This window comes from Nocardioides cavernaquae, from assembly GCF_003600895.1.
GTDB classification, from domain to species: Bacteria; Actinomycetota; Actinomycetes; order Propionibacteriales; family Nocardioidaceae; genus Nocardioides; species Nocardioides cavernaquae.
In genome coordinates this window covers 1847215-1873631 of sequence record NZ_QYRP01000002.1, presented here as the reverse complement: position 1 = coordinate 1873631, position 26417 = coordinate 1847215, and the positions used below count along the sequence as shown (strand labels likewise).

18 protein-coding genes are annotated in these 26417 nt (G+C 68.3%); 1 reads left to right on the top strand and 17 read right to left on the bottom strand.

Features of this window, described 5'->3' with window-relative positions; all coding sequences use genetic code 11:
• Positions 1-136: 136 nt before the first annotated feature.
• The 5 genes from D4739_RS09130 to D4739_RS09110 all read right to left on the bottom strand — a co-directional run bounded on the left by D4739_RS09130 (position 137) and on the right by D4739_RS09110 (position 7488).
• Complete coding sequence (locus tag D4739_RS09130; RefSeq protein WP_220699259.1) at positions 137-1219, bottom strand: alpha/beta hydrolase; 1083 nt, start codon at positions 1217-1219, stop codon at positions 137-139.
• Between the two features lie 70 nt (positions 1220-1289).
• On the bottom strand, positions 1290-2354 hold the full coding sequence (locus D4739_RS09125; RefSeq protein ID WP_120060332.1) for a hypothetical protein: 1065 nt from the start codon (positions 2352-2354) through the stop codon (positions 1290-1292).
• Positions 2335-3588: a class I SAM-dependent methyltransferase gene (locus tag D4739_RS09120; protein ID WP_120060331.1), complete on the bottom strand. Its 1254-nt coding sequence runs from the start codon at positions 3586-3588 to the stop codon at positions 2335-2337. Before D4739_RS09120 ends, D4739_RS09125 begins: the two co-directional genes overlap by 20 nt.
• Positions 3589-3766: 178 nt before the next feature.
• Positions 3767-6583, bottom strand: coding sequence for an FAD-binding and (Fe-S)-binding domain-containing protein (locus D4739_RS09115; RefSeq protein WP_238473587.1), 2817 nt, complete (start codon positions 6581-6583; stop codon positions 3767-3769).
• Between the two features lie 8 nt (positions 6584-6591).
• Positions 6592-7488 carry an NUDIX domain-containing protein gene (locus D4739_RS09110; RefSeq protein WP_120060330.1) on the bottom strand — a complete coding sequence of 299 codons (897 nt, stop codon included), beginning with the start codon at positions 7486-7488 and terminating at the stop codon, positions 6592-6594.
• Positions 7489-7537: 49 nt separating this feature from the next.
• Between D4739_RS09110 and D4739_RS09105 the strand changes: the two genes are divergently transcribed.
• Positions 7538-8530: an acyltransferase family protein gene (locus tag D4739_RS09105; RefSeq protein ID WP_147384853.1), complete on the top strand. Its 993-nt coding sequence runs from the start codon at positions 7538-7540 to the stop codon at positions 8528-8530.
• Positions 8531-8704: 174 nt separating this feature from the next.
• Here D4739_RS09105 and D4739_RS09100 read toward each other — a convergent pair whose 3' ends face one another.
• The 12 genes from D4739_RS09100 to D4739_RS09045 all read right to left on the bottom strand — a co-directional run bounded on the left by D4739_RS09100 (position 8705) and on the right by D4739_RS09045 (position 26411).
• Entirely contained in the window at positions 8705-12580 is a 3876-nt protein-coding gene (locus tag D4739_RS09100; RefSeq protein ID WP_120060328.1) for a DNA-directed RNA polymerase subunit beta', read from the bottom strand.
• Between the two features lie 112 nt (positions 12581-12692).
• A complete protein-coding gene (rpoB, locus tag D4739_RS09095) occupies positions 12693-16160 on the bottom strand; it encodes a DNA-directed RNA polymerase subunit beta (RefSeq protein ID WP_120060327.1) in 3468 nt (1155 codons plus the stop codon).
• A 187-nt stretch (positions 16161-16347) separates the two neighbouring features.
• On the bottom strand, positions 16348-17148 hold the full coding sequence (locus D4739_RS09090; protein ID WP_120060326.1) for a J domain-containing protein: 801 nt from the start codon (positions 17146-17148) through the stop codon (positions 16348-16350).
• Positions 17145-17702, bottom strand: coding sequence for a hypothetical protein (locus D4739_RS09085; RefSeq protein ID WP_120060325.1), 558 nt, complete (start codon positions 17700-17702; stop codon positions 17145-17147). Before D4739_RS09085 ends, D4739_RS09090 begins: the two co-directional genes overlap by 4 nt.
• A 25-nt stretch (positions 17703-17727) precedes the next feature.
• On the bottom strand, positions 17728-19005 hold the full coding sequence (locus tag D4739_RS09080) for an MCE family protein (protein WP_120060324.1): 1278 nt from the start codon (positions 19003-19005) through the stop codon (positions 17728-17730).
• On the bottom strand, positions 19002-20384 hold the full coding sequence (locus D4739_RS09075; protein WP_120060323.1) for an MCE family protein: 1383 nt from the start codon (positions 20382-20384) through the stop codon (positions 19002-19004). The genes D4739_RS09080 and D4739_RS09075 overlap by 4 nt, the downstream gene beginning before the upstream one ends.
• A complete protein-coding gene (locus D4739_RS09070) occupies positions 20381-21496 on the bottom strand; it encodes an MCE family protein (RefSeq protein ID WP_120060322.1) in 1116 nt (371 codons plus the stop codon). The genes D4739_RS09075 and D4739_RS09070 overlap by 4 nt, the downstream gene beginning before the upstream one ends.
• Positions 21493-22479, bottom strand: coding sequence for an MCE family protein (locus D4739_RS09065; protein WP_120060321.1), 987 nt, complete (start codon positions 22477-22479; stop codon positions 21493-21495). Before D4739_RS09065 ends, D4739_RS09070 begins: the two co-directional genes overlap by 4 nt.
• Positions 22479-23519 (bottom strand): MCE family protein, encoded by a 1041-nt coding sequence (locus D4739_RS09060; protein WP_120060320.1) that lies wholly within the window; start codon positions 23517-23519, stop codon positions 22479-22481. Before D4739_RS09060 ends, D4739_RS09065 begins: the two co-directional genes overlap by 1 nt.
• On the bottom strand, positions 23516-24793 hold the full coding sequence (locus tag D4739_RS09055; RefSeq protein WP_120060319.1) for an MCE family protein: 1278 nt from the start codon (positions 24791-24793) through the stop codon (positions 23516-23518). The genes D4739_RS09060 and D4739_RS09055 overlap by 4 nt, the downstream gene beginning before the upstream one ends.
• Positions 24794-24796: 3 nt before the next feature.
• Complete coding sequence (locus D4739_RS09050; protein ID WP_120061822.1) at positions 24797-25621, bottom strand: MlaE family ABC transporter permease; 825 nt, start codon at positions 25619-25621, stop codon at positions 24797-24799.
• A 4-nt stretch (positions 25622-25625) separates the two neighbouring features.
• A complete protein-coding gene (locus D4739_RS09045) occupies positions 25626-26411 on the bottom strand; it encodes an MlaE family ABC transporter permease (RefSeq protein WP_120060318.1) in 786 nt (261 codons plus the stop codon).
• Between the last annotated feature and the right edge of the window lie 6 nt (positions 26412-26417).

Here is a 26417-nt window from a genome sequence, read left to right as displayed (position 1 = left end):
GTGATTCGGGCACTTGTAGTGCGGTGCACGGCACTACAAGCGACAGTTTCACCGGCCGGCCGGTGAAACTGCAGCGTCGACCGCATCGACCTGCTGGTCGGTGATGTCGCCGCTGACCACCGTGAGGTGCATGGCCTCAGGCGTGGTCGTCCAGGAAACTGTCGATGAACGCCCACGTGGTGTCGCGCGCCTGGGTGCCGGTCAGCACACCGAGGTGCCCGCCGGGAGCGGTCTCCAGCCGGACGTCCGGGCTGTTGGGCAGCAGGTCACCGACGTGGTGGACGGCCGGGATCGGCGCAAGCACGTCGCGATGACCGCCGACAGCCAGCACCGGTACGTCGACGTTGTCGAGGTCGACGAGCTTGTTCGGGCCCTGGATCTTGCCGGTGGCGACCTCGTTGCGCAGCGCCATGCGCTGGTAGACCTGCATCGTGGCGCGGCCCGGGTAGGCGACCATGTTGTTCATCAAGAGGTCGACCGCCTGCACCTGACCGAGGAACTCACGGTCGTCGCGGCGCTTCCAGACCGTCATCGGCTTCTTGAGGTACGTCGGCAGCGCGGTCGCCTTGAAACCGAGGCTGACCAGCGGCGAAGGGATCGAGCCGATCGTGCGCAGTCCGGTGCCGACGATGCGGCCTCCGGAGACCTTCCCGATCGCACGGAGCGGAGCCATGATCGGCACCTTCGACATGTCGAACGGGCTCGCGACGAGGGTCAGCGTGTGAATCGGCAGCTCGGGGTGGACGGCGTCGGTGCAGATCGACAGCAGGCCGCCCATGCACCAGCCGATCAGGTCGACCTCGGAGCCGCCGTTGTCGTCGGAGACCTTCTGGATCGCGTTGGGCAGCACGTCGTTGACCCAGTGCTCGATGCCCAGGTCCTTGTCGGCAGCCTTGAGGTCGTCGTAGTCGACGAGGTAGGTCGGGCGACCCGACTCCACCAGGTGCTCGACGACCGAGGCTCCCTTGCGCAGGTCGAAGCAGAGCGACTGGGCGCCCAGCGGCGGGACCAGGAGGACGGGCAGTCCACGGGGCTCGACGCCCTCGACCGGGGTGTAGCGGGTGAGCCGACGGACGCGGCCCGTGTCGATGACCTCACCTGGGCTCCGGGTCGTGTCGGCGATGCCACCGCGCACCAGGAAGTCCCAGAGGTTGACGACGGCCTGGCGCCGCTGTTCCAGCGTGCGCTTCGGATCGAGGAACTTGCTGCTGCCGCTCACAGCCGTCAACCTAGCGGCGTCCGCGCCCTCGTGGAACCACGCAGTGCGTCGTCTCGCGGAGGGAGCCAGGTCAGCGGGGCCGCAGTGACCGGAAGAGGGCAACCAGCGCAGCCAGGCCGAGGGCGCCCCCGAGGATCCACGGCCACGGCGAGGGGTCGCCCGGCTGGTCGACGTCGGCGCTGGTCGCAGCTCCACTCGCCGGGCCACTCGCCGGGCCACTCGCTGGTCCGGACTCCGATGAGGGTGACGAGCTCGGGTTCGCGGTGGTCGACGGAGAGGTCGACGAGGAGGTCGTCGTGGACCCCATCGCCGCCCGCACCTTCGCCGGCACCGTCACGTGCAGCAGCTCCTGGTGGGCCCCCTCCGAGGAGAGGTAGATCGAGTCGTCCGCCGCCACGGCGATGCCCTCACCCTGGCGCTGCGCCGGCAGGACCCACGACCCCCGCAGCGTCAGATCCGGGAACGAGTAGACCGAGGCGCTCGTGTAGTTGCGGACCACGATGTGCTTGCCGTCGGGGAAGAAGGCTCCGTCCGTCGCCAGACCGAGGACCGAGCCGAGCGCCTCCATGCGGTTGTCCGCGCCGGCCTGGAGCTGGGCAGGAGCGGCATAGACGGTGCCGCGCATCGAGTCCTTCGAGACGACGTACAGGCGGCCGGTCACGGGATCGGACAAGAGGGACTCGGCATCGCGAGCACCATCCGGATAGGTCAGCTCGTACGCCGGGGCGTCCACCGAGCGGTCGCCCGGCCCGACCGGCACCCGGGTCACCGTGATCGCAGACCGCTCGCGTGGGTTGTCGCCGATGTCGCCCGCCCAGACCTCCCCCGGACCGGCGGGCGCGAGCGCCTCGAGGTCCTCAGGATCGGCCGACCAGTGCGTGACCCCGACGGTCTCTCCCGTGGCGAGGTCGACGGCGAAGACGCGGGCGGTGTCGCCCGAGTCGTTCATGGTCACCACCCGGCCACCCCGCACGACGAGGCCGGACGACTCGATGATGTCGGGGTCCTGGAAGGTGATGGACGGAGCGTCGGGATCAGCGACCACGGGTCCGTCGGACTGCGCCACGGTCGCCCCGACCAGGAACGGGGTCCCGATCAGGGTGCCGATCAGCAGCTCACGCATCGGGATCCGCATCCGCCTCACCTGTCGGGGCCGGTCCTGCGATCCCGACGAGCTCCGCGAGCTTCGGCTGGATGCGCCACGTGGCGACCAGGTCGTCGTACTCCTTGCGGGCGCTTCCGCCCTTCACCACCTCGCCCGTCCGGACCGCGCGGAGCAGCGTGTTGCGAGGGGTGTGCGCCGACTCGACGAACTCGACGACGTCCACGCGGTAGCCGAGCAGGCGCAGGATCGATGCGCGCACGGCGTCGGTGAGGGTGTCGGCGAAGCGCTCGCGGAGGATGCCGTGCCGCGTCAGCAGGGAGTACGGCGCGGGCGTGGGCGCCTTGCGCAGCTGCGCGGCGACGTCGTGGTGGCAGCAGGGGGCCGCGAGCACGAGCGCGGCCCGCCACTCGTCGGCACGGGCAAGCGCCTCGTCCGTGGCGGTGTCACAGGCGTGCAGCGCGAGGACGACGTCAGGAGCCTGCGCGAGCTGGGCGTCGGCGATCGTGCCGACGACGAACTCCATGTCGAGTCCGAGCTTCGCGGCGACGGCGGAGTTGTGGTCGCTGGACTGCTGCTTCACGTCGACCCCGGTGAGGTGGACGGGCAGCTTCGTGCCGAGGTACGCCTGAGCGGCGAAGGTCAGATAGGCGTTGCCGCAGCCCAGGTCGACGATGCGCAGCGGCTCGTCCGCGGTCGGCTGACGCAGCTTGCCGGTCTGCAGCGCGTCGGTCACCGAGGAGTCGAGCAGCCGCAGGAACTCCTCCACCTGGCGGTACTTCGCCTGGCGGCTCGGCTTGATCCTGCCCTCCACCGAGGAGATGCCGAGCGCGATAAGCACCGGTGCGTCCTCGGGCAGCAGCCGGCCCTTGGCCTTGTCGTGCCCCCGCTGGATCTCGCCCGCGTCGACCGGCTCGGTCCGTCGGGCGGAGTGGACCATCGCCTCGTTCTTCTTGGTCACCCGCAGCTGGTGCTGCTGGGTGAGCGTCTCCACGTGCCAGTTCCCGAAGGGCTGCTCGAGGAGCGCGTCGACGGCTGCGCTGGCGGGCTCGCCGACCGCGTGGTTGGCGGTGTGCGCCTGCGTCGCGTCGTACGACGTGATCTGGAGGTGACGTCCGGCCTTCAGGTCGACGAACCTGAGCTCGACGCGCCGGTACGGCGGCATGGCGGCACGCTGGCGGCCGGACGCGACCGCGCGCACCAGGGCCTGGTCGTCGAGGAGGTGGGCGCGCACCCTTGCCAGCGCGCCCGCCAGCGGCTCAGCCATCAGCTGAACTTGGCGATGACGACAACGAGAAGCAGCCCCCCGAGAAGGGCAGGGATGACGTACCGGCGGTATCGGGGGTGCATGTGGCAATCCTAGTTCCCGCCAAGACCTCCCCCTCCCGCCCCGCCGAAAGGCCAACTCTGGTCCGCCGAGAGGTCAGGTTTGGCAGGCCGAGAGGTCAAGACTGGTTGCCCGACAGCAGCTCCGCCAGGTGCACCGCACGTACGTCGGCCAGGTCGGCCAGCTGGTAGCGGCACGAGAAGCCGTCGGCCACGACCACCGCCTCAGGGCCCGCCGACCGGACCGCAGGCAGGAGCGATGTCTCCGCGATCGCGACCGAGATCTCGTGATGTCCCGCCTCGACCCCGAAGTTGCCCGCCAACCCACAGCACCCACCGACGCGTGTGACGGTCGCCCCGGCAGCCTTCAACAGGCCCTCGTCCGTCTCCCAGCCCAGCACCGACGCGTGGTGGCAGTGCGGCTGGGCCACGATCTCGACGCCGCTCAGGTCCGGCAACGACCAGCCAGCATTCGCCAGTGGCGCTGCCAGCGGACCGGTGAGGGCTTCGGCCAGCGTGAGGACCCCGGCGGCCACCGTCGCAGCGTTCGATCCGTCCACCAGCCGGGAAAGGTCGTCCCGGAGCGTGGCCAGGCAGCTCGGCTCGAGGCCCAGCACCGGCACCCCGCTGGCGACGTAGGGGTGCAGCCGGTCGACGGTGCGGGTCATCACCTTGCGCGCCGCATCGAGCTGGCCCGTGGACACCAGGGTCAATCCGCAGCACGCGTCAGCCGGGATGACCCGCACCTCGAGCCCGGCGTCCTGCAGCAGCCGGATCGCCGCGAGCCCGGGGCCGGGCGTGAACCGGTCCGTGAAGGTGTCCGCCCAGACCCAGACGTCCGGTCGGCCGTCGGGGCGGGACGAGAACCAGCCCGCCGCCAGGTCCTGCAGCCGCGTCGGCGCGAAGGACGGCATGGTGCGCTGCGGGTCCACCCCAGCCATGCGCTGCGCGATCCGCGCCAGCACCGGCCGGGCGAGCGCCCGGTTGGCCAGCCCCGGCGGAGTGACCCGCGCCCAGAATGGCAACCGCCCGAGCGTGTAGTGGCTCCTCGGCCGCCGCCTCCCACGCCAGGTGGCCTGCAGCGCCTCCGCCTTGTACGCCGCCATGTCGACGCCGGCAGGGCAGTCCCGCGAGCAGCCCTTGCAGGCGAGGCACAGGTCGAGCGCCTCGTGGACGGCCGGGTCGTCGAGACCATGGACCAGCGAGCCGTCGAGCGCCTCCTGAAGCACGCGGGCGCGACCGCGGGTGGAGTCCTTCTCGTCACGGGTCGCCACGTAGGACGGACACATGACGCCACCGCCGCCACTGGTCGCCAGGCACTTGCCGACACCCGTGCACCGGTGCACCGCCTCGCCCAGCGACTCCCCGGCCAGGCGCAGGAAGGTGCGCGGCTCGTGCACCTCGCGCGCGGGCCGGAGATCGGCATCGAGCGGCGCCGGATCGACCAGCACCCCCGGATTGAGCAGTCCCTCCGGGTCACAGATCCGCTTCACCTCGCGGAACAGGGCGAGCGACTGCGCGTCGTACAGGGCCGGGAGGAGCTCCGAGCGGGCCCGTCCATCGCCATGCTCGCCCGAAAGCGACCCGCCGTACGCTGCCACCGCGTGTGCGGCATCGGTGAGGAACGACCGGAAGCGAGCTCCGCCGTCGTCGAAGGTGAAGTCGATCCGCGCATGCACGCACCCGTCACCGAAGTGGCCGTAGGGCACCCCCGACAGGCCGTGCTCGCCGAGCAGCGCGTCGAACTCCCGCAGCCACGAACCGAGTCGCGCAGGTGGGACCGCCGCGTCCTCCCACCCGGAGTACGCCGGCCGGCCGAGGCTGCGGCCGGCCAGCCCCGCACCGTCCTCGCGGATCCGCCAGAGCGCGTCCTGCTCGGCCGTGTCGATGACGATCCGGTGGTCCAGCGCTCCCGCCCCGGAGGCCCAGGCAGCCAGCCCGCGGGCATGTGCGACCGCCTCGCCGACCGTCGAACCCGTGAGCTCGGCGATCAGCCACCCCACACCGCGCGGCAGCTCGGGCACTGCACGACCCTGAGCCCGCACGACGTCGACGATGCGTGCGTCGATCCCCTCCAGCGCGAGCAGCCCGCTCCCGCCCGGCGAGTGCAGCGGAACGGATTCGAGCAGCCCGGGCACGGTGTCGGCGGCGTCTGCCATCGAGGCGTGCCCGAGGACCAGCAGGACCCGATGGACCGGGTCCGGGACCAGGGCGACGGTCGCCTCGAGGACCACGCCGAGCGTGCCTTCCGAGCCCACGAGGAACCGGTCCAGCCGCCGACCGTTCTCCGGCAGCAGGTGCTCCAGCGCGTAGCCGCTCCCCTGTCGGGAGAACCGGCCGAACTGCGTGCGCACGTGCGCCAGGTTCGCATCGACCACGCTGGCTAGGTCCCCCGCGACGGCCCCGGGCGCATCCGTGGAGATGACCTCACCTGTCCCCAGCAGCACCCGCATGCCGACGACGTTGTCACTGGTGCGCCCGAAGCCGAGCGCGCGCGAACCGCACGAGTTGTTGCCGAGCATGCCGCCGATCGTGCAGCGCGTGTGGGTCGAGGGATCGGGGCCGAACCGCAACCCCTCAGCGAGCGCGAGGCCCTGGAGCTGGGCGTGCACGACACCCGGCTCCACCCGCGCGACCCGTGCCTCGGGATCCAGCGAGAGCACCCGTCGAAGATGGCGCGCGGTGTCGATGACCAGCCCCGGCCCGACGGCGTTGCCCGCGATCGAGGTGCCCGCACCGCGCATCGTCACGGGGACACCCAGCGACCGGGCCACCTCGACGGCGGCCACCAGCTCATCTACCGTCCGCGGGCGAGCCACAGCGGCCGGCACGACGCGGTAGAGCGACGCGTCCGCGGCGTACATCGCACGGTCGAGCGCGCTCGCCGAGACGTCCGCGACCCCCGCCCGCCCCAGCTCCGCGACGAGGTCGTTCACCGCAGTCCTCAGGAGACGCCGGGAAGCGCGAGGGCGTGCGCGACGACGTCGAGCACCTCGACCCGGCCGTCGGCGACGTCGGCGACCGACACCCAGGCCACCTGGTCCGTCGTGCCGCCGTCCTCGACCACCCGGAGGGTGGCGTCAGCGGGCACTGAGGCCGCGAAGAGCAGGTGGACGCCGTGGTAGTCCTGCGTGCGTCCGTTGGGCGCCGTCCCGACCAGGCGTACGTCGTGCACGTCGAGCAGCGCGCCCGTCTCGCACGCCACCCCGCACTCCTCCGAGACCTCCCGGGCGAGAGCTGCGGCGGGCCGCTCGCCGTGCTCGATCCCGCCACCCGGAAGCGTCCACGCGCCGGGCTGGTGCGCGATCGGGGACAGCCGCGTGAGCAGCACCTCGCGACCGGTCGCGCCGCCACGGCAGATCACGGCGTACGCCGCGACGCGCTGGTGCTTCGCGTTCTGGTGCTCTGCCAGCGCCTCGCTGACCAGCGCGGTGACCGGGATCCCGCCGGCCAGGACGCCATCGAGCGGGTGCCAGGCCGCCGCGACCGTCGAGCCGTCGACCTCCTGGACCTCGGGCGCCGGCGCATCGGCCGCAACCCAGCCCTCGAAGACGATCCGCAGCGCGTGGAAGTCGGTCTTGTCCTTGCCGAAGCGCGCCCGCGCGTTGTGCATCGAGTAGACCCGGGCCTCACGCGAGACCGTCGCGCACAGGCCGGTCTCCTCGAAGATCTCGCGGACCACTGCCGCCTGCGGGTCCTCGCCGTGGTCGAGGCCACCGCCGGGGAGAGTCCACAGCTCACCACCGGAGATGCGCGGCGCCAGGCGCGAGAGCAGGATCTCCCCACCGCGGATGATGACGGCGTACGCCGCGACGCGCTGGCGCTGCGGAAGTCGTCCCATGGCCCGAGTCTAGGGTCTGGCCTCCGAGCCACCGCCTAGGGTGGAGGCGATGACTCGGGATCCATGGCTCGACAACCTCAAGATGACCCTCGTGACGCTGGTCGTGGTGGGCCATGCGCTGACCCTCATGCCCGAGGAGCCGCTGACCGAGCAGGTCTACGACTTCTTCTACTACTGGCACATGCCGGCCTTCGTGCTGGTCAGCGGCTATCTGTCGCGCGGGTTCACCTGGTCCCGGAAGAGCCTCACGGGCCTCCTGACCGGCATCGCGCTCCCCTACTTCGTCTTCGAGTTCCTGCTCGTGATGTTCCGCATCCACGTGGGCCACGAGAAGGGGATCGAGGACATCTGGCTCAATCCGCACTGGCCGATGTGGTACCTCGCGGCCCTCTTCCAGTGGCGGCTGATCACGCCGATCCTGAGCAAGCACTGGATCGCGCTGCCGCTCAGCGTCGTCGCCTCGCTGTTGTGGGGCACGGCAGGATCGGGATTCTTCGACCTCAACCGCACCATCGGGATGCTCCCCTTCTTCACCCTCGGTCTCTATCTCGGCCCGCGCGCAGTGAACTTCCTCCGCTCCAACCACGGCCGCGAGATCGGCGCCGGACTCCTCGTCGGCATCTTCGCGTTCGCCGCGTTCACGGATGAGTGGATCGCCACCGGCTGGCTCTACTACTCCGACGCGTACGCCGACTTCGGGGCGTCGGCGACCGAGGGCATCGGCATCCGCCTGATCCTCCTGGCCGTGGCGACCGCGGGTGCCCTCGGCATCCTGATGGTGGTGCCGCGCAAGGCATCCTGGTTCTCCCGGCTGGGGTCGGCCACGCTCGTGGTCTACCTGTTCCACGGCTTCGTGGTGAAGGGCGCCTTCTACGTCGGCTACCAGGACTGGACGATCGACACCGGTCCCTGGGCCCTGGTCCCGACCATCATCGGTGCGATCGCGCTCTCGGTCTTCCTCGCGTGGGCCCCGGTGTCGAGCCGCCTCGCCTGGCTCGCCGACCCGGTCGGCAGCTGGAAGAGGCACCGCACCACCTCCTAGACCGCCGAGAGGTCAGGTCTGGTCCGCCGAGAGGTCAGGTTTGGCGCGTCCAGGTGTCAGGTGTGGCGCCTGACCCCTGCACCGGCCCCGACCATCCCTCGGCGTCCGGACGGGGCCGCCGAAAAGCCCGAAGGGCCCCGCCGACCAAGGTCGACGGGGCCCTTCGAGGTTGACTCAGCTCTGGTAGGAACCGAAGTCGAAGTCGTCCAGTGCGACAGCCTGACCGGCGGTCGAACCGAAGTCGTAGTCGTAGGAGTCGTAACCGGTGACGGAGTACGCCGCGGCGCGGGCCTCCTCGGTCGGCTCCACCCGGATGTTGCGGTACCGCTCGAGGCCGGTGCCCGCCGGGATCAGCTTTCCGATGATCACGTTCTCCTTCAGACCCAGCAGGGAGTCCGAACGGCCGTGGATCGCTGCGTCGGTGAGGACGCGGGTGGTCTCCTGGAAGGAGGCCGCCGAGAGCCACGACTCGGTCGCCAGCGAGGCCTTGGTGATGCCCATGAGGACCGGACGACCCGAGGCCGGCTTGCCACCCTCGGAGACCACGCGGCGGTTCTCCGCCTCGAAGATCACGCGGTCGACCAGGTCGGACGGCAGCAGGTTGGTCTCGCCCGACTCGATGACCGTCACGCGACGGAGCATCTGGCGCACGATGATCTCGATGTGCTTGTCGTGGATCGACACACCCTGCGAGCGGTAGACGTTCTGAACCTCGTCGACCAGGTGCTCCTGGGCCTTGCGGACACCCAGGATGCGCAGGACGTCCTGCGGGTCCTCGGTGCCGACGATGATCTTCTGTCCGACCTCGACGTGCTGACCGTCGGCGACGAGCAGACGCGAGCGCTTCGAGACCGGGTACTCCTGGACCTCGGAGCCGTCGTCGGGGGTCAGGATGACCTTGCGGGTCTTGTCCGTCTCCTCGATCTCGATGCGGCCAGCGGCCTCAGCGATCGGCGTACGACCCTTGGGCGAGCGGGCCTCGAAGAGCTCCACGACGCGGGGCAGACCCTGCGTGATGTCGTCTGCGGAGGCCACACCACCGGTGTGGAACGTGCGCATGGTCAGCTGCGTGCCGGGCTCACCGATGGACTGGGCCGCGATGATGCCGACCGCCTCACCGATGTCGACCAGCTTGCCGGTGGCCAGCGAGCGGCCGTAGCACTTGGCGCAGGTGCCGGTCTTGGCGTCACAGGTCAGGACCGAGCGGACCTTGACCTCGGTGATGCCGGCGTCGACGAGCTCGCCGATCCGGACGTCACCCAGGTCCTCGCCCGCGGCGACGAGGACGTCGCCGGTCTTCGGGTCGGTGATCTCGGTGGCCGACGTGCGGGCGTACGCCGCGACCTCGACGTGCTCGTGCTTGACCGTGGTGCCGTTGTCGAGCAGGACGCCGATCTTCTTCGGCAGGCCACGCTCGGTGCCACAGTCGTCCTCGCGGATGATGACGTCCTGCGACACGTCCACCAGACGACGGGTCAGGTAACCCGAGTCGGCGGTGCGGAGCGCGGTGTCGGCAAGACCCTTGCGGGCACCGTGGGTGGAGATGAAGTACTCCAGGACCGACAGGCCTTCACGGAAGTTCGACTTGATCGGCCGCGGGATGATGTCACCCTTCGGGTTCGCCACGAGGCCACGCATGGCGGCGACCTGACGGATCTGCATCATGTTTCCGGACGCACCCGAGTCGACCATCATGTAGATCGGGTTGGCCTTGTCGAAGTTGACCTCCATGGCCTTGGCGACCTCGTTGGAAGCCTGCGTCCAGATCTCGATGAGCTCCTGGCGACGCTCCTCGTCGGTGACCAGACCACGCTCGAACTGCTTCTGGACCTTGGCGGCCTGGGCCTCGTAGCTCGAGAGGATCTCGATCTTGTTCGCCGGGGTGACGACGTCCTCGATCGAGACCGTGACACCCGAGCGGGTGGCCCAGTGGAAGCCGGCGTCCTTGAGCGCGTCCAGGGATGCGGCAACCGCGACCTTGGTGTAGCGCTCAGCGAGGTCGTTGACGATGACGCCGAGCTGCTTCTTGCCCACTTCGTAGTTCACGAAGGGGTAGTCGTCCGGAAGCGCCTCGTTGAAGATCGCGCGACCCAGCGTGGTGTCGAGGATGAAGTCGTCGCCGGCCTCGAAGCCCTCGGGGGCCTCGAAGTCGCGCGGCGGGACCACGCCGGACAGGCGGATCTTGACCTCGCTCTGCAGCGAGATCTCCTTGCGGTCGAACGCCATGATGGCCTCGGACGGCGTGCCGAAGATCCGTCCCTCGCCCGGGCCCTTGCGGTCCGTGGTGAGGAAGAACAGACCGATGATCATGTCCTGGGTAGGCATGGTCACGGGGCGACCGTCGGACGGCTTCAGGATGTTGTTCGTCGACAGCATCAGGATGCGGGCCTCGGCCTGCGCCTCCGCGGACAGCGGGAGGTGGACAGCCATCTGGTCACCATCGAAGTCGGCGTTGAAGGCCGAGCAGACGAGCGGGTGGATCTGGATGGCCTTGCCCTCGATCAGCTGGGGCTCGAAGGCCTGGATGCCGAGGCGGTGCAGGGTGGGTGCACGGTTGAGCAGCACCGGGTGCTCGGTGATGACCTCTTCGAGGACATCCCAGACGACCGGGCGAGCGCGCTCGACCATGCGCTTGGCCGACTTGATGTTCTGCGCGTGGGACAGGTCCACGAGGCGCTTCATCACGAACGGCTTGAAGAGCTCCAGCGCCATCTGCTTGGGCAGACCGCACTGGTGCAGCTTCAGCTGCGGGCCGGAGACGATGACCGAACGACCCGAGTAGTCGACGCGCTTGCCGAGCAGGTTCTGACGGAAACGACCCTGCTTGCCCTTGAGCATGTCGGAGAGCGACTTCAGCGGGCGGTTGCCCGGACCGGTGACCGGACGGCCACGACGACCGTTGTCGAACAGCGAGTCAACGGCCTCCTGAAGCATGCGCTTCTCGTTGTTGACGATGATCTCCGGCGCACCGAGGTCAAGCAGTCGCTTGAGCCGGTTGTTGCGGTTGATCACGCGGCGGTACAGGTCGTTGAGGTCGGAGGTCGCGAAGCGGCCACCGTCCAGCTGCACCATCGGACGCAGGTCCGGCGGGATGACCGGAACGGCGTCGAGGACCATGCCGATCGGCTGGTTGCCGGTCTTGCGGAAGGCGTCGACGACCTTGAGGCGCTTGAGGGCGCGGACCTTGCGCTGGCCCTTGCCGGTGGCGATGGTCTCGCGCAGCGACTCGACCTCGGCCTCGACGTCGAAGTCCTGGAGGCGCTTCTGGATCGCCGCAGCGCCCATGAAGCCCTCGAAGTACTTGCCGAACCAGTTCTTCATCTCGCGGTAGAGCAGCTCGTCGCCCTCGAGGTCCTGGACCTTGAGGTTCTTGAAGCGGTTCCAGACCTCGTCGAGACGGTCCAGCTCGCGCTGCGCACGGTCACGCAGCTGCTTCATCTCGCGCTCGGCGGCGTCCTTGACCTTGCGCTTGACGTCGGCCTTGGCGCCCTCGGCCTCGAGAGCACCGAGGTCCTCCTCAAGCTTCGTGGCGCGGTCGTTCAGCGAGCCGTCACGACGACCCTCGAGGCGCTTGCGCTCAAGGTCCACCTTCGCCTCGAGCGAGGACAGGTCGCGGTGACGCGCGTCCTCGTCGACGGAGGTGATCATGTACGCCGCGAAGTAGATGACCTTCTCGAGGTCCTTCGGAGCGAGGTCGAGCAGGTAGCCAAGGCGCGACGGGACGCCCTTGAAGTACCAGATGTGGGTCACGGGAGCGGCCAGCTCGATGTGACCCATGCGCTCGCGACGGACCTTGGAGCGAGTCACCTCGACGCCGCAGCGCTCGCAGATGATGCCCTTGAAGCGCACGCGCTTGTACTTGCCGCAGTAGCACTCCCAGTCCCGGGTGGGACCGAAGATCTTCTCGCAGAAGAGACCGTCGCGCTCAGGCTTCAGCGTGCGGTAGTTGATGGTTTCCGGCTTCTTGACCTCACCGTGGCTCCATCCGCGGATTTCGTCCGCGGTGGCGAGGCCGATCTTGAGCTGGTCGAAGAAGTTAACGTCGAGCACTTTGGCTGCTGTCCTTCGTTAGAACTGAGAAAGAAAAGACTGAGGACTGATCGAGGCGGTACGCCGCCCGGCTGGGCTCTTCGCCGGGTTGGGCGGCGTACCGCTACTCACATCAGACTTCTTCGACCGAGCTCGGCTCGCGACGGGACAGGTCGATGCCGAGCTCCTCGGCGGCGCGGAAGACGTCTTCCTCCGCGTCGCGCAGCTCGATCATGGAACCGTCCTGCGAGAGGACCTCCACGTTCAGGCAGAGCGACTGCATCTCCTTGACGAGAACCTTGAACGACTCCGGGATGCCCGAGTCGGGGATGTTCTCGCCCTTGACGATGGCTTCGTACACCTTCACGCGGCCGGGCACGTCGTCCGACTTGATCGTGAGGAGCTCCTGCAGGGCGTAGGCGGCGCCGTACGCCTCCATGGCCCAGACCTCCATCTCGCCGAACCGCTGGCCACCGAACTGGGCCTTACCACCCAGGGGCTGCTGCGTGATCATGGAGTACGGACCGGTCGAACGAGCGTGGATCTTGTCGTCGACCAGGTGGTGGAGCTTCAGGATGTACATGTAGCCGACCGAGACGGGCTCGGGGAACGGCTCACCGGAACGACCGTCGAACAGGTTGGCCTTGCCGGACTCACCGACGAGGCGCTCACCGTCACGGGTCAGCGTGGTGGAACCGAGCAGACCGATGATCTCGTCCTCGCGGGCACCGTCGAAGACCGGCGTGGCGACCTTCGTGTTGGGCTCGGACTTGTCGGCACCGATGGAGATCAGGCGCTGCTTCCAGTCGCTGTTCGCCGGGTCGCCGGACAGGTTGAGGTCCCAGCCCTGCTTGCCGATCCAGCCCAGGTGCAGCTCGAGGATCTGACCGATGTTCATGCGGCGCGGGACACCGAGCGGGTTCAGCACGACGTCGACCGGGGTGCCGTCCTCCATGAACGGCATGTCCTCGATCGGCAGGATCTTCGCGATGACGCCCTTGTTGCCGTGACGGCCGGCAAGCTTGTCACCCACGGAGATCTTGCGCTTCTGCGCGACGTACACACGAACGAGCTCGTTGACGCCCGGGGGCAGCTCGTCGCCGTCTTCGCGGTTGAAGACGCGGACGCCGATGACCGTGCCGGACTCACCGTGCGGCACCTTCATCGAGGTGTCGCGAACCTCGCGCGCCTTCTCACCGAAGATCGCGCGGAGCAGGCGCTCCTCCGGGGTCAGCTCGGTCTCGCCCTTGGGCGTGACCTTGCCGACGAGGATGTCACCGGTGGTGACCTCGGCGCCGATGCGGATGATGCCGCGCTCGTCGAGGTCGGCCAGCATCTCCTCGGAGACGTTCGGGATGTCCCGCGTGATCTCCTCCGGGCCCAGCTTGGTGTCGCGAGCGTCGACCTCGTGCTCCTCGATGTGGATCGAGGTGAGGACGTCCTCCTGGACGAGGCGCTGCGACAGGATGATCGCGTCCTCGTAGTTGTGACCCTGCCAAGGCATGAAGGCCACGAGGAGGTTGGTGCCCAGCGCCATCTCGGCGTTGTCGGTGCACGGACCGTCGGCGATCGGCGAGCCGACCTCGACACGGTCACCCTCGGCAACCAGCGGGCGCTGGTTGATGCAGGTGCCCTGGTTCGAGCGCTTGAACTTCGCCATGCGGTACGACGAGTAGGTGCCGTCGTCGTTCATGGTCTCGACCAGGTCGGCGGAGACGTCCTTGACGACACCGGCCTTGGTCGCGGTGACGACGTCACCCGCGTCGACTGCGGCGCGGTACTCGATGCCGGTGCCGACGATCGGGCTGTCGCTCTTGATGAGCGGGACAGCCTGACGCTGCATGTTGGCGCCCATGAGCGCGCGGTTTGCGTCGTCGTGCTCGAGGAACGGGATCAGGGCGGTCGCGACCGACACCATCTGGCGCGGCGAGACGTCCATGTAGTCGACGTCCTCGGGCAGGATCTCGGAGACCTCACCCTGGCGGAGACGCACGAGCACGCGCTCCTCGGCGAACTTGTTGTTCGCGTCGAGCACCGCGTTGGCCTGCGCGATGACGTACTTGTCCTCGTCGTCGGCGGTCAGGTAGTCGATCTGGTCGGTGACGACACCCTTGACGACCTTGCGGTACGGCGTCTCGACGAAACCGAACGGGTTGATCCGTCCGTAGGACGCGAGCGAGCCGATCAGACCGATGTTCGGGCCTTCAGGCGTCTCGATCGGGCACATGCGGCCGTAGTGCGAGGGGTGGACGTCTCGCACTTCCATGCCGGCGCGGTCACGGGAGAGACCACCCGGGCCGAGCGCGGAGAGGCGGCGCTTGTGGGTCAGACCGGCGATCGGGTTGGTCTGGTCCATGAACTGCGAGAGCTGCGAGGTGCCGAAGAACTCCTTCAGCGCCGCGACGACCGGGCGGATGTTGATCAGGGACTGCGGCGTGATGGCCTCGACGTCCTGGGTCGTCATGCGCTCGCGGACCACGCGCTCCATGCGGGCAAGGCCCGTGCGGAGCTGGTTCTGGATCAGCTCGCCGACCGTGCGCATGCGACGGTTGCCGAAGTGGTCGATGTCGTCGGCAGCAACGGGGTGCTCGGCGCCATCGGCCTGCGGAAGCTCGGTCTCGCCAGCGTGCAGCGCGACGATGTAGCGGATCGTGGCCACGATGTCGTCGATGGTCAGCGTCTGCTGGTCGAAGGCCTCGGTGGTCGCGAGCTTCTTGTTGATCTTGTAACGCCCGACCTTCGCGAGGTCGTACCGCTTCGGGTTGAAGTAGTAGTTGTTCAGCAGCGTCTGCGCAGCCTCACGCGTCGGCGGTTCGCCCGGACGCAGCTTGCGGTAGATGTCGAGGAGCGCGTCGTCCTCGCCCTGGGTGTTGTCCTTCTCCAGGGTGAGCATCATCGACTCGTACTGGCCGAACTCTTCACGGATCTGCTCGTTGGTCCAGCCGAGGGCCTTGAGCAGGACGGTGACGTTCTGCTTGCGCTTGCGGTCGAGGCGGACGCCGACCATGTCGCGCTTGTCGATCTCGAACTCGAGCCAGGCTCCACGCGAGGGGATGACCTTGGCCGTGTAGATGTCCTTGTCGGACAGCTTGTCGGCGGTGCGCTCGAAGTAGACGCCCGGCGAGCGGACGAGCTGCGAGACGACGACACGCTCGGTGCCGTTGATGACGAAGGTGCCCTTGTCGGTCATGAGCGGGAACTCGCCCATGAAGACCGTCTGGCCCTTGATTTCACCGGTCTCGTTGTTGGTGAACTCCGCAGAGACGTAGAGGGGTGCGGAGTAGGTGAAGTCCTTGTCCTTGCACTCCTCGACGGTGTACTTCGGGTCGTAGAAGACCGGGTTCTCGAACGAGAGCGACATCGTCTCGGAGAAGTCCTCGATCGGGGAGATCTCCTCGAAGATCTCGGTCAGGCCCGACTTCGTGGAGACGTCCTCACCAGCGTCGATGCGACGCTGGACAGCGGCCTGCCACTTCTCGTTGCCCACGAGCCAGTCGAAACTGTCCGTCTGAAGGGCGAGAAGCTGCGGGACCTCGAGAGGTTCGGTGATCTTTGCGAAGGAGATGCGGCGGGGGTTACCAGCGGAAGCGCGCGCGGCCAAGAGGTGTCCTTCTAGAGGGTTCGCGACTGAGATGGCGCCTCCCACCACGAACCAGCCACCGTGCAGGCGGGCCGCATTTGAGGGCAGACGCAAAGAAGAAGCGTACTAGAAAAAGACGTGCGTCACAAACCCTCGACCAGATGCGTCCGGGACGGTACGACGATGATGGCTCGCCGTGGCGGTCCGGTCAAGCAGGCAGCGTCGTGTGCATGTCATCGACGAGCCAGCGGTCGCCCGACCGGGTCATCTCCAACGTCACCTGGTCGCGGTAGACCGTCGCCTTCGGGGTCGCCTTGTTCGTGGTCGGCCGGTTGACGAACAGGAGCACGTCCACGCGGTCCGGACTGCTGCTGGCGACGGCCGACGCGAGCACCTCGACCTTCACGACAGTCTTCGTCGTGGGCGCGTTGTCCTCGATGATCGCGAAAGTCTTGCGGTAGTCCTTCGCGAAGTCGTCCGTCATCCGGGTGAGCGCCGCGGCACGGTCCTCGTCGAGGTGGCGGTAGTCGTAGGAGAGCACGGGCACGATCGCCGACTCCGCGGACCGCACCGCATCGGCGAGCGCGGCAGCACTGACCGGGGCGGGACGGTCAGGAAGGGCGCGGCCGATCGGGCCGGCGGCGAAGGCCGCCGCTCCCCCGACCACGAGGGTCAGCACGAGCAGCGCCGCGAGCACCCAGGTCGGGACTCCGCGCGGAAGCCGGCCGGCAGGCGGGCCGGGCTCGATGGGTGGTGCCGCCTGAGCGACCTCCACCTCGGCAGGCACGTCGACGCGCGCCGCGGTTTCCGGCTCTGCGTCGGCGAGCTCCGCGTCGTACCTCGCGCGGCGGGCGGGGTCGAGGAGGACCTCGCCGGCCTGGTTGAACACGCGGAACGACGGGTCGGTCGGACCGAGGCCCGCGACCGCAGCGGTCCAGGCCGTGCGGATCTCCTCGGTCGAGGCATCGCGGGCAACGCCGAGGACGGCGTACAGGTCGACGGTGCTCACGGCGTCTCCCCCGTCACGGGCTGGAAGTTGTCGACGCGCCAGTCACCCTTGACCTTCACGATGGTGACCTCCCAGCGGAACTGGACCGGGTCCCCGTAGGGCTCCGAGCGCACTGTGTCGTTGGCCTGCCAGGCGACCAGCGCGGTGGCCTTGTCGGCGGTCACGCTGGCAAGGCCGATGCCCTGGACCTTGGCGGAGCGTGCTGCTCCCTGGGCGACCTGCTGCTCGACGATCTCCAGCGACTGCTCGAACGACGTGCGGAACTTCGTCGTCAGCATCTCGCTCACGCGGTCGCGGTAGCCGGTGAGCTTCTTCGACTTGTCGAGGTCCTTCGGACCGTAGGTGCCCATGCGGAGCACGAACTGCTCGGTCGTCGCGATCACCTCGTCGCGGACATCGGTCGTGCCGTAGCTGCCTGCCGCGGCCACGTCCCGCGCATCCCAGGCGCGGATCACCAGCACCACCGAGGCGGCAAGGAGGGCGAGGCTCAGCAGCACCAGGACCGGCAACCGCCAGCCGCGCGCGCCGGAGACCCCGTGGGGCTCGTGCGTCATGAACTCACTCCTGTACGGCGATGGGTCACTGGCCGAGGGGCTGGAGGTAGAGCCACTTCCAGCTCTCCTCGCCCAGGCTGGCCGGCGCGGGAACGACGGTGGACCGCTGATCTGCGGGCACCTCGTCGGTCCACGTGACCTTACCCGTGTCCGGGTCATAGGTGGCCACGACGTTGCCGTAGCCGGTGGCTGCGCGGGGCGCGTGCTGCGCGCCGCGGGGGTTGCTCTTGCTCGCGGGCTCGGTGCACCGGGCGTCCATGTTCATGGGAACGTCTTCGGTGCGGATCGGAGCCCGCTGCTTGGTGCCGCCGTAACCGGCGTGGCACACCGGGGGCTGGCTCGTGAAGACCAGGCCGAAGTGGGCGTCGTACAGGCCGGTGCGAGGGTCCTTCGCCGTGACGGTGTAGCTGCCCTCGACGACGTACGGGAAGGCGACGAGGAGGGTCTGGACGTCATCGAGGTGCCGGACCACGACCTCGCCCGTCGTCACCAGGTTGTTGATCAGCTCGGAGAGCTCGACACCGTGGTCGCTGAGGAACTTCTTCAGCACCTGGGCGCTCACGGCTCCGTTCTCGATCAGCTGGCGCAGGTCGGCGTCGCTGCCGGCCAGCGTCCCGCTGAACAGGGCGAGGTCCCGAGAGAACGACCGGATCGCGGTCGCCGAGGCGAGCTGGCCGTCGAGGACGGTGTTGCTGTCGCGGATCAGCGCGGCGGTCAGGTCGAAGTTCTCGGTGGCCGTCTCGAGGAACCGGTTGGAGGAGTCGATCAGCGATCCGAGGTCCTCGCCGGTGTCCTTGAAGGCGAGGCCGAGCTCGCTGACGACCGTCCGCAGGGCGTCCTGGTCGACATCCGCGACGGTGCGGCTGATGTCGGTGAGGAGCTTCGAGGTGGAGATCGGCGTGCGGGTGTCGGCCGCGTCGATGTCGCTGCCGTCCACGAGGAACGGCTTGCCGTCCGCGAGCGGCTGCAGGTCGACGTACTGCTCGCCGAGGGCCGAGCGGTTGGCGACGATGGCGAGGGCGTCAGCCGGGATGTCGTCGTGGCCGTTCTCGATGGCCATGACGACGTCGACACCGTCCGTGGTCGCGACCAGGCGGTCGACCTGCCCGATCTTGACACCGCGATAGGCGACCTCGGCTCCGGCGTAGATGCCGCCGGACTCCGCGAAGTGTCCGACGACCTCGTACTCGCTGTCGTAGAAGAGCTTGTCGAGCTGGGCGTACTTGGCCCCGACGTAGGTCGTGCCGAGCAGCGTGATCAGCGCGAAGATCAGGAGCTGGATCTTGGTCCGGCGAGTGATCATCGGGTCACCCCCGGGACGAGCAGGGCCACAAGGTCGGGGTCATAGGACCTCATCAGGTCTCGGTACGTCGGCTTCGACGGCACCGTGCCGGTCGCGGCGCGGCCAAGTCCGGGAAGCCCGAGCTGGTCGATCACGTCCTGCAGCGGGTTCGTCGTCCCCCCGGTCGTGCCGCCACTGGTGCCGCCCGCCGCGGGGCATACGCCCGGAAGGGGGGCCAGCTTGCACAGCTCCGTCGTGATCGCGCCCGGAAGCGCGAGGCACGCGGAAGCGGACTGCTGCTGGAGGCAGTTCTGGAGACTCCTCAGGACAGCGCCGCAGATCTCGCCGAGGCCCTGGAGCTGCTGACACTCGGGGACGGGCAGACCGGCCGGGTTCTCGATGAGGTCCCTGACGTCGAGATCCATCTGGATCGACAGGTTCACGAAGTCACCCATGTGCAGGTTGCGGGCCGCCTGCGGATCGCGTCCGAAGATCGAGTCCGGGAACGGGTAGGTGAAGAGGATCTGGAGGCTGTTGGGGAGGTCCTTGCCCGCGTCGGCGAGCGACTTCAGGACGGGGTGCAGGTCACGGAAGGCACTGATCGTGCTCTCCTTCGACGCACTGATCACGCGGACGCCGACATCGCTGAGGTTCTCGAGCGCAGCGAGCATCTTGACCAGGTCATCGCGCTGGCGGTCGAGGGACGCGAGCGCCGAGGGCAGCTCCTCGAGGGCGGAGTCGATCGCGGGCATCTGCTTGTTCGCAGCGATGGCAAGACGGTTGACCGCCTCGATCGCGTGCACGATGTCCGCCTTGCCCTCCTCGAGGGTGCCCATCAGCTCCGCGAGCTGGCGGAGCACTGACTTCGCGGCACCCTCATTGCCTTCGAGGGCGAGGCTGATCTCGCTCGAGATGGTCTTGAGCTGCGCCACACCGCCACCGTTGAGCAGCAGGCTCAGCGCACCGAGCACTTCTTCCACCTCGGGGTTGTGGCCCTTGGGGTTGATCGGGATGACGTCGTTGTCAGCGAGCGGCTCGCTGCTGGCTCCCGTCTCCGGGGGCGCGAGCGAGACGAACTTCTCGCCGAGCAGGCTGGTCTGACGGATCGTCGCGACCGTGTTGGCGGGGAGGTCGACGTCACCGTGGATCTCGACCGTCACCTCGGCTGCGTAGCCACGAAGGTCGATGTCGGTCACCTTGCCGACGCTGACGTCGGCGACCTTCACCGTCGACTGGGGCACCAGATCGAGGACGTCCGCGAACTGCACCTTCAGCGTCATCGGGTCGTCGCCGGTGTCGGCGCCACCGGGCAGCGGCAGCTTGTAGACGTCGAAGCTGCAACTGGTCAGCAGCAGCGCACCGAGGACGGCCACGACGAGGCCGCGCAGGTTGCCGTTCATCGGGCCACCTCCACGAGTCCGCCGAGCGTCGGGTCGAAGGGGTCGGCCGGGCGGGCCTTCACCCCGTCGAGGGCGCCGGCGCGCGGCAGCACACCCTCGATCACGTCGCAGAGCGAGTTGTTGTTGACGAGTCCACAGAGGACCGCGCCGGGGTTGGTGCCGAGCTGGTTGACCACGCCGAGCAGGTCAGCGCGGGCATCGAGCGTGCCTGCCTGCGGGTTGTAGGTGTGGCCGAGGTTGACCAGGGCGACGGGGGCAGCATCGAGGATCTCGTCGAGCGAGGCGCGCTGGCGGACCAGGATCTTCGCGACCTTGTTCAGGCCGCGAATGTTGCGCCCCAGGGAAGCCTCGTTCTGCTGAACGAAGCCCGAGACCTGCTTGAGCGCCACCGAGAGGTTCTTGAGCGAGGCGGCCAGCTCCTCACGCTCGCCGGCGAGGACACCGGAGACGTCCGAGAGGGACTGGTTGAACGCGCGCACCGTGTCGTCGTTCTTGGCGAGCGTGCTCAGGAACGCCTCCAGCTTCTCCGCCGCCGCGAACAGCTCCTCACGGTTCGAGTCGAGCGTGCCGGTGAGCGTGCTGAGGTCATGGACCATCGCGGAGAACTTCTCGCCCTGCCCGCTGAAGTTCTGGCCGGTCTCGACGAGGAGGTCGCTGAGGGCGCCGTCCTTGTTGGCGCCGTCGGGACCGAGCGCCACGATGAGGTCGTCCAGGCTCTGGTAGATCTCGTCGAGCTCGAGGGGTGTCGAGGTCCGCTCCAGCGGCAGCACGGCGTTGTCCGCAAGCTTCGGCCCGGATCCGTCGTACGGGTCGGTGATCTGGATGAAGCGGTCGCCGACCACGGACGGGGCGATGATGACCGCCTTCGCGTCCTCGGGGAAGGCAACGTCAGACGGGTAGGAGATCGTCACCACGACGTCGGTGCCTGACGGCTCGACCTTCTCGACCTCACCCACGGGCACCCCGAGAACACGCACGTCACTGCCTTCGTAGACCGAGACCGTCCGCGGGAAGTGCGCGGTCAGGTGCTTGCGGTCGTCCCCGGCGAAGAGCGCGAAGGCCACACCGGCGACCAGCACCAGCACCACGAGCGGGACCAGGAACCTTCTCATCGGACATCCCCCGTCCCGGCACGGCCCAGCTGCGGACCAGGCGGCAGGTTGACGATGTAGTTGTCGAACCACGGTCCGTTGCCGAGCGTGTTGGCGAAGACCCGGTAGAACGGGGCCATCAGCCTGAGGCTCTGGTCGAGGTTGTCCTGGTTCTTGACGAGGACCTGCAGCACGTTCTCGGTGTGGCGGAGCGCGGGCGCGAGGTCGGCACGGCTCTCCTTGACCAGCGCGGTCAGCTCCTTGCCGAGCGTCGCGGTCGAGACCAGCAGGTTGTGGATGGCCTCGCGGCGCGCGACGACCGCGCGGAACAGCACGTCGGCATCCTTCATCAGCGCGATGATGTCCTCGTCGCGCTCGTCCAGGACCCCGGCAACCGTGTTCAGGTTCTCGAGCAGGGAGTTGAGCTCGTCGTCGCGGCTGGCGATGGTCCGCGACAGGGCCGAGACACCCGTGAGGGCGGCCTGGAACTCCTCGGGCGTGTTGCGGGTCAGGTCTGCCAGCGTGCGAAGCGAGCGCGCCAGCTGGTCGGTGTCGATCTGGTCGGCGGTCTTGGCCAGGCCCTCGAACGCCTCGACGACGTCGTACGGCGAGCTGGTGCGGTCGACCGGAATGGTGGAGCCCTCCTCGAGCTGCCCTTCCCCCTGCGGAAGCAGGGCGAGGTACATCTGGCCGAGGATCGTCTTCACCTTGATCGCGGCTGCGGTCTGGCTACCGAAGTCGGCGGCAGCGCTGACCTTGAAGGCAACCTTCACCTTCGCTCCATCCAGCTCGATCGCGTTGACCTTGCCGACGCGGACGCCGGAGATGCGGACCTCGTCGTTGACCTTGAGGCCACCGGCCTCGCTGAACGCCGCGTAATAGGTGTCGCCACCACCGATCAACGGGAGATCGTCTGCCCGGAAGGCCGCGACCATGGTCGCGCCGAGCACGGCAAGGCTCACCGCGCCGATGACGACGGGGTTGCGCTCACGGAAGGGAATCATCAGAGGTCACACCTCTTCGCAGCCGTGTTGTAGTCCACGGGAATCGGAGCGCCACCGGTCGGCAGCGTGACCTTCGCGTGGAACTCGCAGAGGTAGAAGTTGAACCACGAACCGTAGGCGGCCGTGCGACCCATCTTGGTCAGCTTGATGGGCAGGACCTGGAGCGTGCGGTCGAGCTCGCCCTTGTGGCGGTCGAGGGTGCCAGCCAGGCGGCGCAGCTGCTTCAGGTCCGCGACCAGCTCGGGCCGCAGCCCCTGCACCAGCGATGCTGTCTGGACCGACAGCGCAGAGATCTCGTCCAGCGGCCCGAGGATCGCCTCACGGTCCTTGTTCAGGCCGCTGACCAGCGTCCGGAAGCTCGCGATCAGCTCGCTGAGCTGCTCGTCACGGTCGGCAATGTGGACCAGCACGGTGTTGAGGTTCTCGATCAGGTCGCCGATGACCTCGTCACGGTCGGCCAGGGTCGAGGTGAGCGACGCCGTGTCGGCGAGCAGCCCCTCGAGGGTGCCGCCCTCCCCCTGGAAGACCTGGATGATCTCGTAGGAGAGCTTGTTGATGTCGGTCGGCGACAGGGCCGCGAAGAGCGGCTTGAAGCCGTTGAAGAGGACGGTGAGGTCGAGCGCCGGCGAGGTGTGGTCCAGCGCGATCGTCGAGCCCTCCTTCAGCTTGCTGGTCCCGCCGATCTCCTGCTTCAGCGAGAGATAGCGCTGGCCGACCAGGTTGCGGAAGCGGATCGTGACGTGGGTCGCCTCGGTCAGCGCAGTGTCTTCCTGCACCGTGAAGGTGACTCGCGCGCGGGTCCGGTCGGCGATCTCGATCTTCTTGACACTGCCGACCTTGACGCCGGCGATGCGGATGTCGTCGCCCTTGTTGACACCGGTCGCGTCCGAGAAGATCGCGGTGTACTCCTTCGAGCGCCCGAAGGACAGGTTGCCGATGACCGCGGCCAGCAGTCCGGTCGCCAGCGCGGTGACGACCATGAAGATGGTCAGCCGGACGAGGTCCTGGGTGGTCTTCTTGTCGAGGCCCTTGCGGCTCATCGGACGCTCACCTCCGCGCCACGCGCCATCGGGGCGACCATCAGCACCGAGAGGTCCGAGACGTCCTCCGTCGGCAGGCCGAAGACCGGGCCGAGCAGGGCGCGGAGCATGTTCGCCTCGGCCTCCGTGCCGACGTACGCGCCGTCGACGCCGCCGGCCGGGGCGCGACGCGTGCCCTTTCCGGTCGGCTTCTCGATGCCGTCGTTGAAGTTCGGCGGGGTGGGGAGCGGGTTCGACTGGGTGTGGGGCGGGTTCGGCAGGGTGCCGCAGTACGGCGGCTCGACCGCGCCGTTGAACGGCATGTCGTCCACCGTGTAACCGCGCGGCTGGTTCGGGAGCAGCTCGAGGTTGATGTGCAGGATGTGCCCCCGGAAGGTCTGGTCGATCTTCGGCACGACACCCGCGATGCCGCCGAGCAGGCAGGGGTACTCCGGTGCGTAGCGCGCGAACAGCCTCATCTGGGCCGACGTCACCTCACCGAGCCGGATCAGGTTCTTCTCGTTGGCGGCAAGGAAGCTCTCTGCCGTCTTGGAGAACGCCGCGGTCTCGGCAAACAGCTTCTGCAACTGCGCCTCACGATCCTCGATGGTCTTGCCGGTCGTGACCGTGTTGCGGAGCACCTCGGCCAGCTCCGGCAGGACGTCGGCATAGAGGTCGGAGACCTCAGCGGTCTTGCGCAGGTCCTCGACGAGCGCCTTCGCCTCCGGGTTGAACCGCTTGAGGTAGGCGTCGAGGTTGGACAGGCCGTCGCCGAGCTTCGAGCCGCGGCCCTCGAGCGCCGTCGCGACCGCGTTGAGGAAGTAGTTGAGCTGCTCGGGCTGAACCGTCTGGAGCAGCGGCAGCAGGTCGCTGAGCACCTGCTCGACCTCGGTCGCGACCGCCGTGCGCTCGATGACAGCACCGCGCCGGATGGCAGGCGTCGGCCTGCCGCTCGCGCTCTCGAGCGAGACGTACTTTTCGCCGAAGAGGGTCTTCGGGAGGATCGCCCCGGTGACGTCGGCAGGGATCGTCTTCACCTGGTCGGGGAAGAGGCCGAGCGTGATCTCGGCACCCTCGTCGGTGGGCGCGAAGTCGAGCACCTCGCCCACGATGACGCCGCGGTACTTGATGTCCGCACGCTCGGGCATCTGCAGGCCGATCTTGGAGGTCTGCAGGGTCACCTCGTCGTAGTCCGCGAACTTCTTGCTGAAGATCGCCCACGTGAACCAGAGGGACGCGCCCATCATCACGAGGAACATCAGCCCGATCAGCCGGTGGCTGCGCAGGATCCGCATCGCTCAGCCTGCCAATCTGACGGTGGTGGTGGTGCCCCAGATCGACATCGACAGCAGGAGGTCGATGACGTTGATCGCCACGATCGAGGTGCGGACGGCCTTGCCGACCGCGACGCCGACGCCGGCCGGACCTCCGCTGGCGGTGTAGCCGTGGTAGCAGTGGATCAGGATCACCACCACCGCGAAGACCAGGACCTTGCCGAAGGACCAGAGCACGTCACCCGGCGGCAGGAAGGCGTGGAAGTAGTGGTCGTAGGTGCCGGCGCTCTGGCCGTATCCCTGGGTGACCGTGAGCCGGGTCGCGAAGTACGACGACATGAGGCCGACGATGTAGAGCGGGACGATGGCGATCAGGCCGGCGATGATGCGCGTCGTGACGAGGAACGGTAGCGACGGGATCGCCATGACCTCGAGCGCGTCGACCTCCTCCGAGATGCGCATGGCGCCCAGCTGCGCGGTGAAACCGCAGCCGACGGTGGCGGCCAGCGCGATGCCCGCGACCAGCGGCGCGATCTCGCGGGTGTTGAAGTACGCCGAGACGAAGCCGGTCAGCGGCGCCGTGCCGAGCTGGTTCAGCGCGGCGTAGCCCTGGAGACCCACCTCGGTGCCGGTGAAGAAGCACATCGAGACGATGACGCCCACGGTGCCGCCGATGACGGCAAGGGCACCGGTGCCGAGGGTGACCTCGGCGAGCAGCCGCAGGATCTCGCGCGGGTAGTGCTTGATGGTCCGCGGCACCCAGGAGAGGGCGCGCAGGTAGAACGCCAGCTCGCTGCCGAGGTGGTCGAGGAAACGGCCGGGACGCTGCCCGATCTCTCGCAGGGCCATCACATCACCCTGTCTTCGGTGGGACGAGCTGGATGTAGAGCGCGCTCATCACGAAGTTGACGAGGAACAGGAGCATGAAGGTCACGACGACGGAGATGTTGACCGCGTCACCGACGCCCTTCGGGCCGCCGCCGGCGTTCATGCCCATGTAGCAGGCCACGATGGCCGCGATCAGACCGAACACGAGCGCCTTGGCCATGCCCTGCCACAGGTCTGGGAGCTGGGCGAGGGCGGTGAAGCTGGCGAGGTAGGAGCCCGGTGTGCCGTCCTGGAGGAGGACGTTGAAGACATAGCCTCCGGCGACGCCGACAACGCTCACCAGGCCGTTGAGGAAGACGGCCACCAGCATGCATGCCAGCACGCGCGGCACCACGAGACGCTGGATCGGATCGATGCCGAGAACCATCATCGCGTCGAGCTCTTCACGGATCTTGCGCGCGCCGAGGTCGGCCGCGATCGCCGAACCACCGGCACCCGCGATCAGGAGCGACGTGGCGATCGGCCCTGCCTCACGGACGACCGCGAGGACAGCTGCCGAGCCGGTGAAGGACTGAGCGCCGAACTGCTCGATCAGTCCACCGACCTGGAGCGCGATCACCGCACCGAACGGGATCGCGACCAGGGCGGTCGGAACGATGGTCACCGAAGCGATGAACCAAGCTTGCTGGAGGAACTCCCGAGTCTGGAAGGGCCGGCGGAATAGCCCTCGTGCCACGTCGAGGGCAAACGCGAAGAGCTTGCCCGCCGTGCCAATTGGCGCGAGAGCCCTGGAAGCGGTGATCGCTGCCACGGCAAC

Excerpts from the sequence above, each read along its gene's own strand:
- D4739_RS09050 (WP_120061822.1), bottom strand. The coding sequence starts at position 25,621 with ATGGCCCTGCGAGAGATCGGGCAGCGTCCCGGCCGTTTCCTCGACCAC.
- D4739_RS09105 (WP_147384853.1), top strand. The coding sequence starts at position 7,538 with ATGACTCGGGATCCATGGCTCGACAACCTCAAGATGACCCTCGTGACG.
- D4739_RS09070 (WP_120060322.1), bottom strand. The coding sequence starts at position 21,496 with ATGAGAAGGTTCCTGGTCCCGCTCGTGGTGCTGGTGCTGGTCGCCGGT.
- D4739_RS09110 (WP_120060330.1), bottom strand. The coding sequence starts at position 7,488 with ATGGGACGACTTCCGCAGCGCCAGCGCGTCGCGGCGTACGCCGTCATC.
- D4739_RS09075 (WP_120060323.1), bottom strand. The coding sequence starts at position 20,384 with ATGAACGGCAACCTGCGCGGCCTCGTCGTGGCCGTCCTCGGTGCGCTG.
- D4739_RS09060 (WP_120060320.1), bottom strand. The coding sequence starts at position 23,519 with ATGAGCCGCAAGGGCCTCGACAAGAAGACCACCCAGGACCTCGTCCGG.
- D4739_RS09085 (WP_120060325.1), bottom strand. The coding sequence starts at position 17,702 with ATGACGCACGAGCCCCACGGGGTCTCCGGCGCGCGCGGCTGGCGGTTG.
- D4739_RS09125 (WP_120060332.1), bottom strand. The coding sequence starts at position 2,354 with ATGCGGATCCCGATGCGTGAGCTGCTGATCGGCACCCTGATCGGGACC.
- D4739_RS09120 (WP_120060331.1), bottom strand. The coding sequence starts at position 3,588 with ATGGCTGAGCCGCTGGCGGGCGCGCTGGCAAGGGTGCGCGCCCACCTC.
- D4739_RS09055 (WP_120060319.1), bottom strand. The coding sequence starts at position 24,793 with ATGCGGATCCTGCGCAGCCACCGGCTGATCGGGCTGATGTTCCTCGTG.
- D4739_RS09065 (WP_120060321.1), bottom strand. The coding sequence starts at position 22,479 with ATGATTCCCTTCCGTGAGCGCAACCCCGTCGTCATCGGCGCGGTGAGC.
- D4739_RS09080 (WP_120060324.1), bottom strand. The coding sequence starts at position 19,005 with ATGATCACTCGCCGGACCAAGATCCAGCTCCTGATCTTCGCGCTGATC.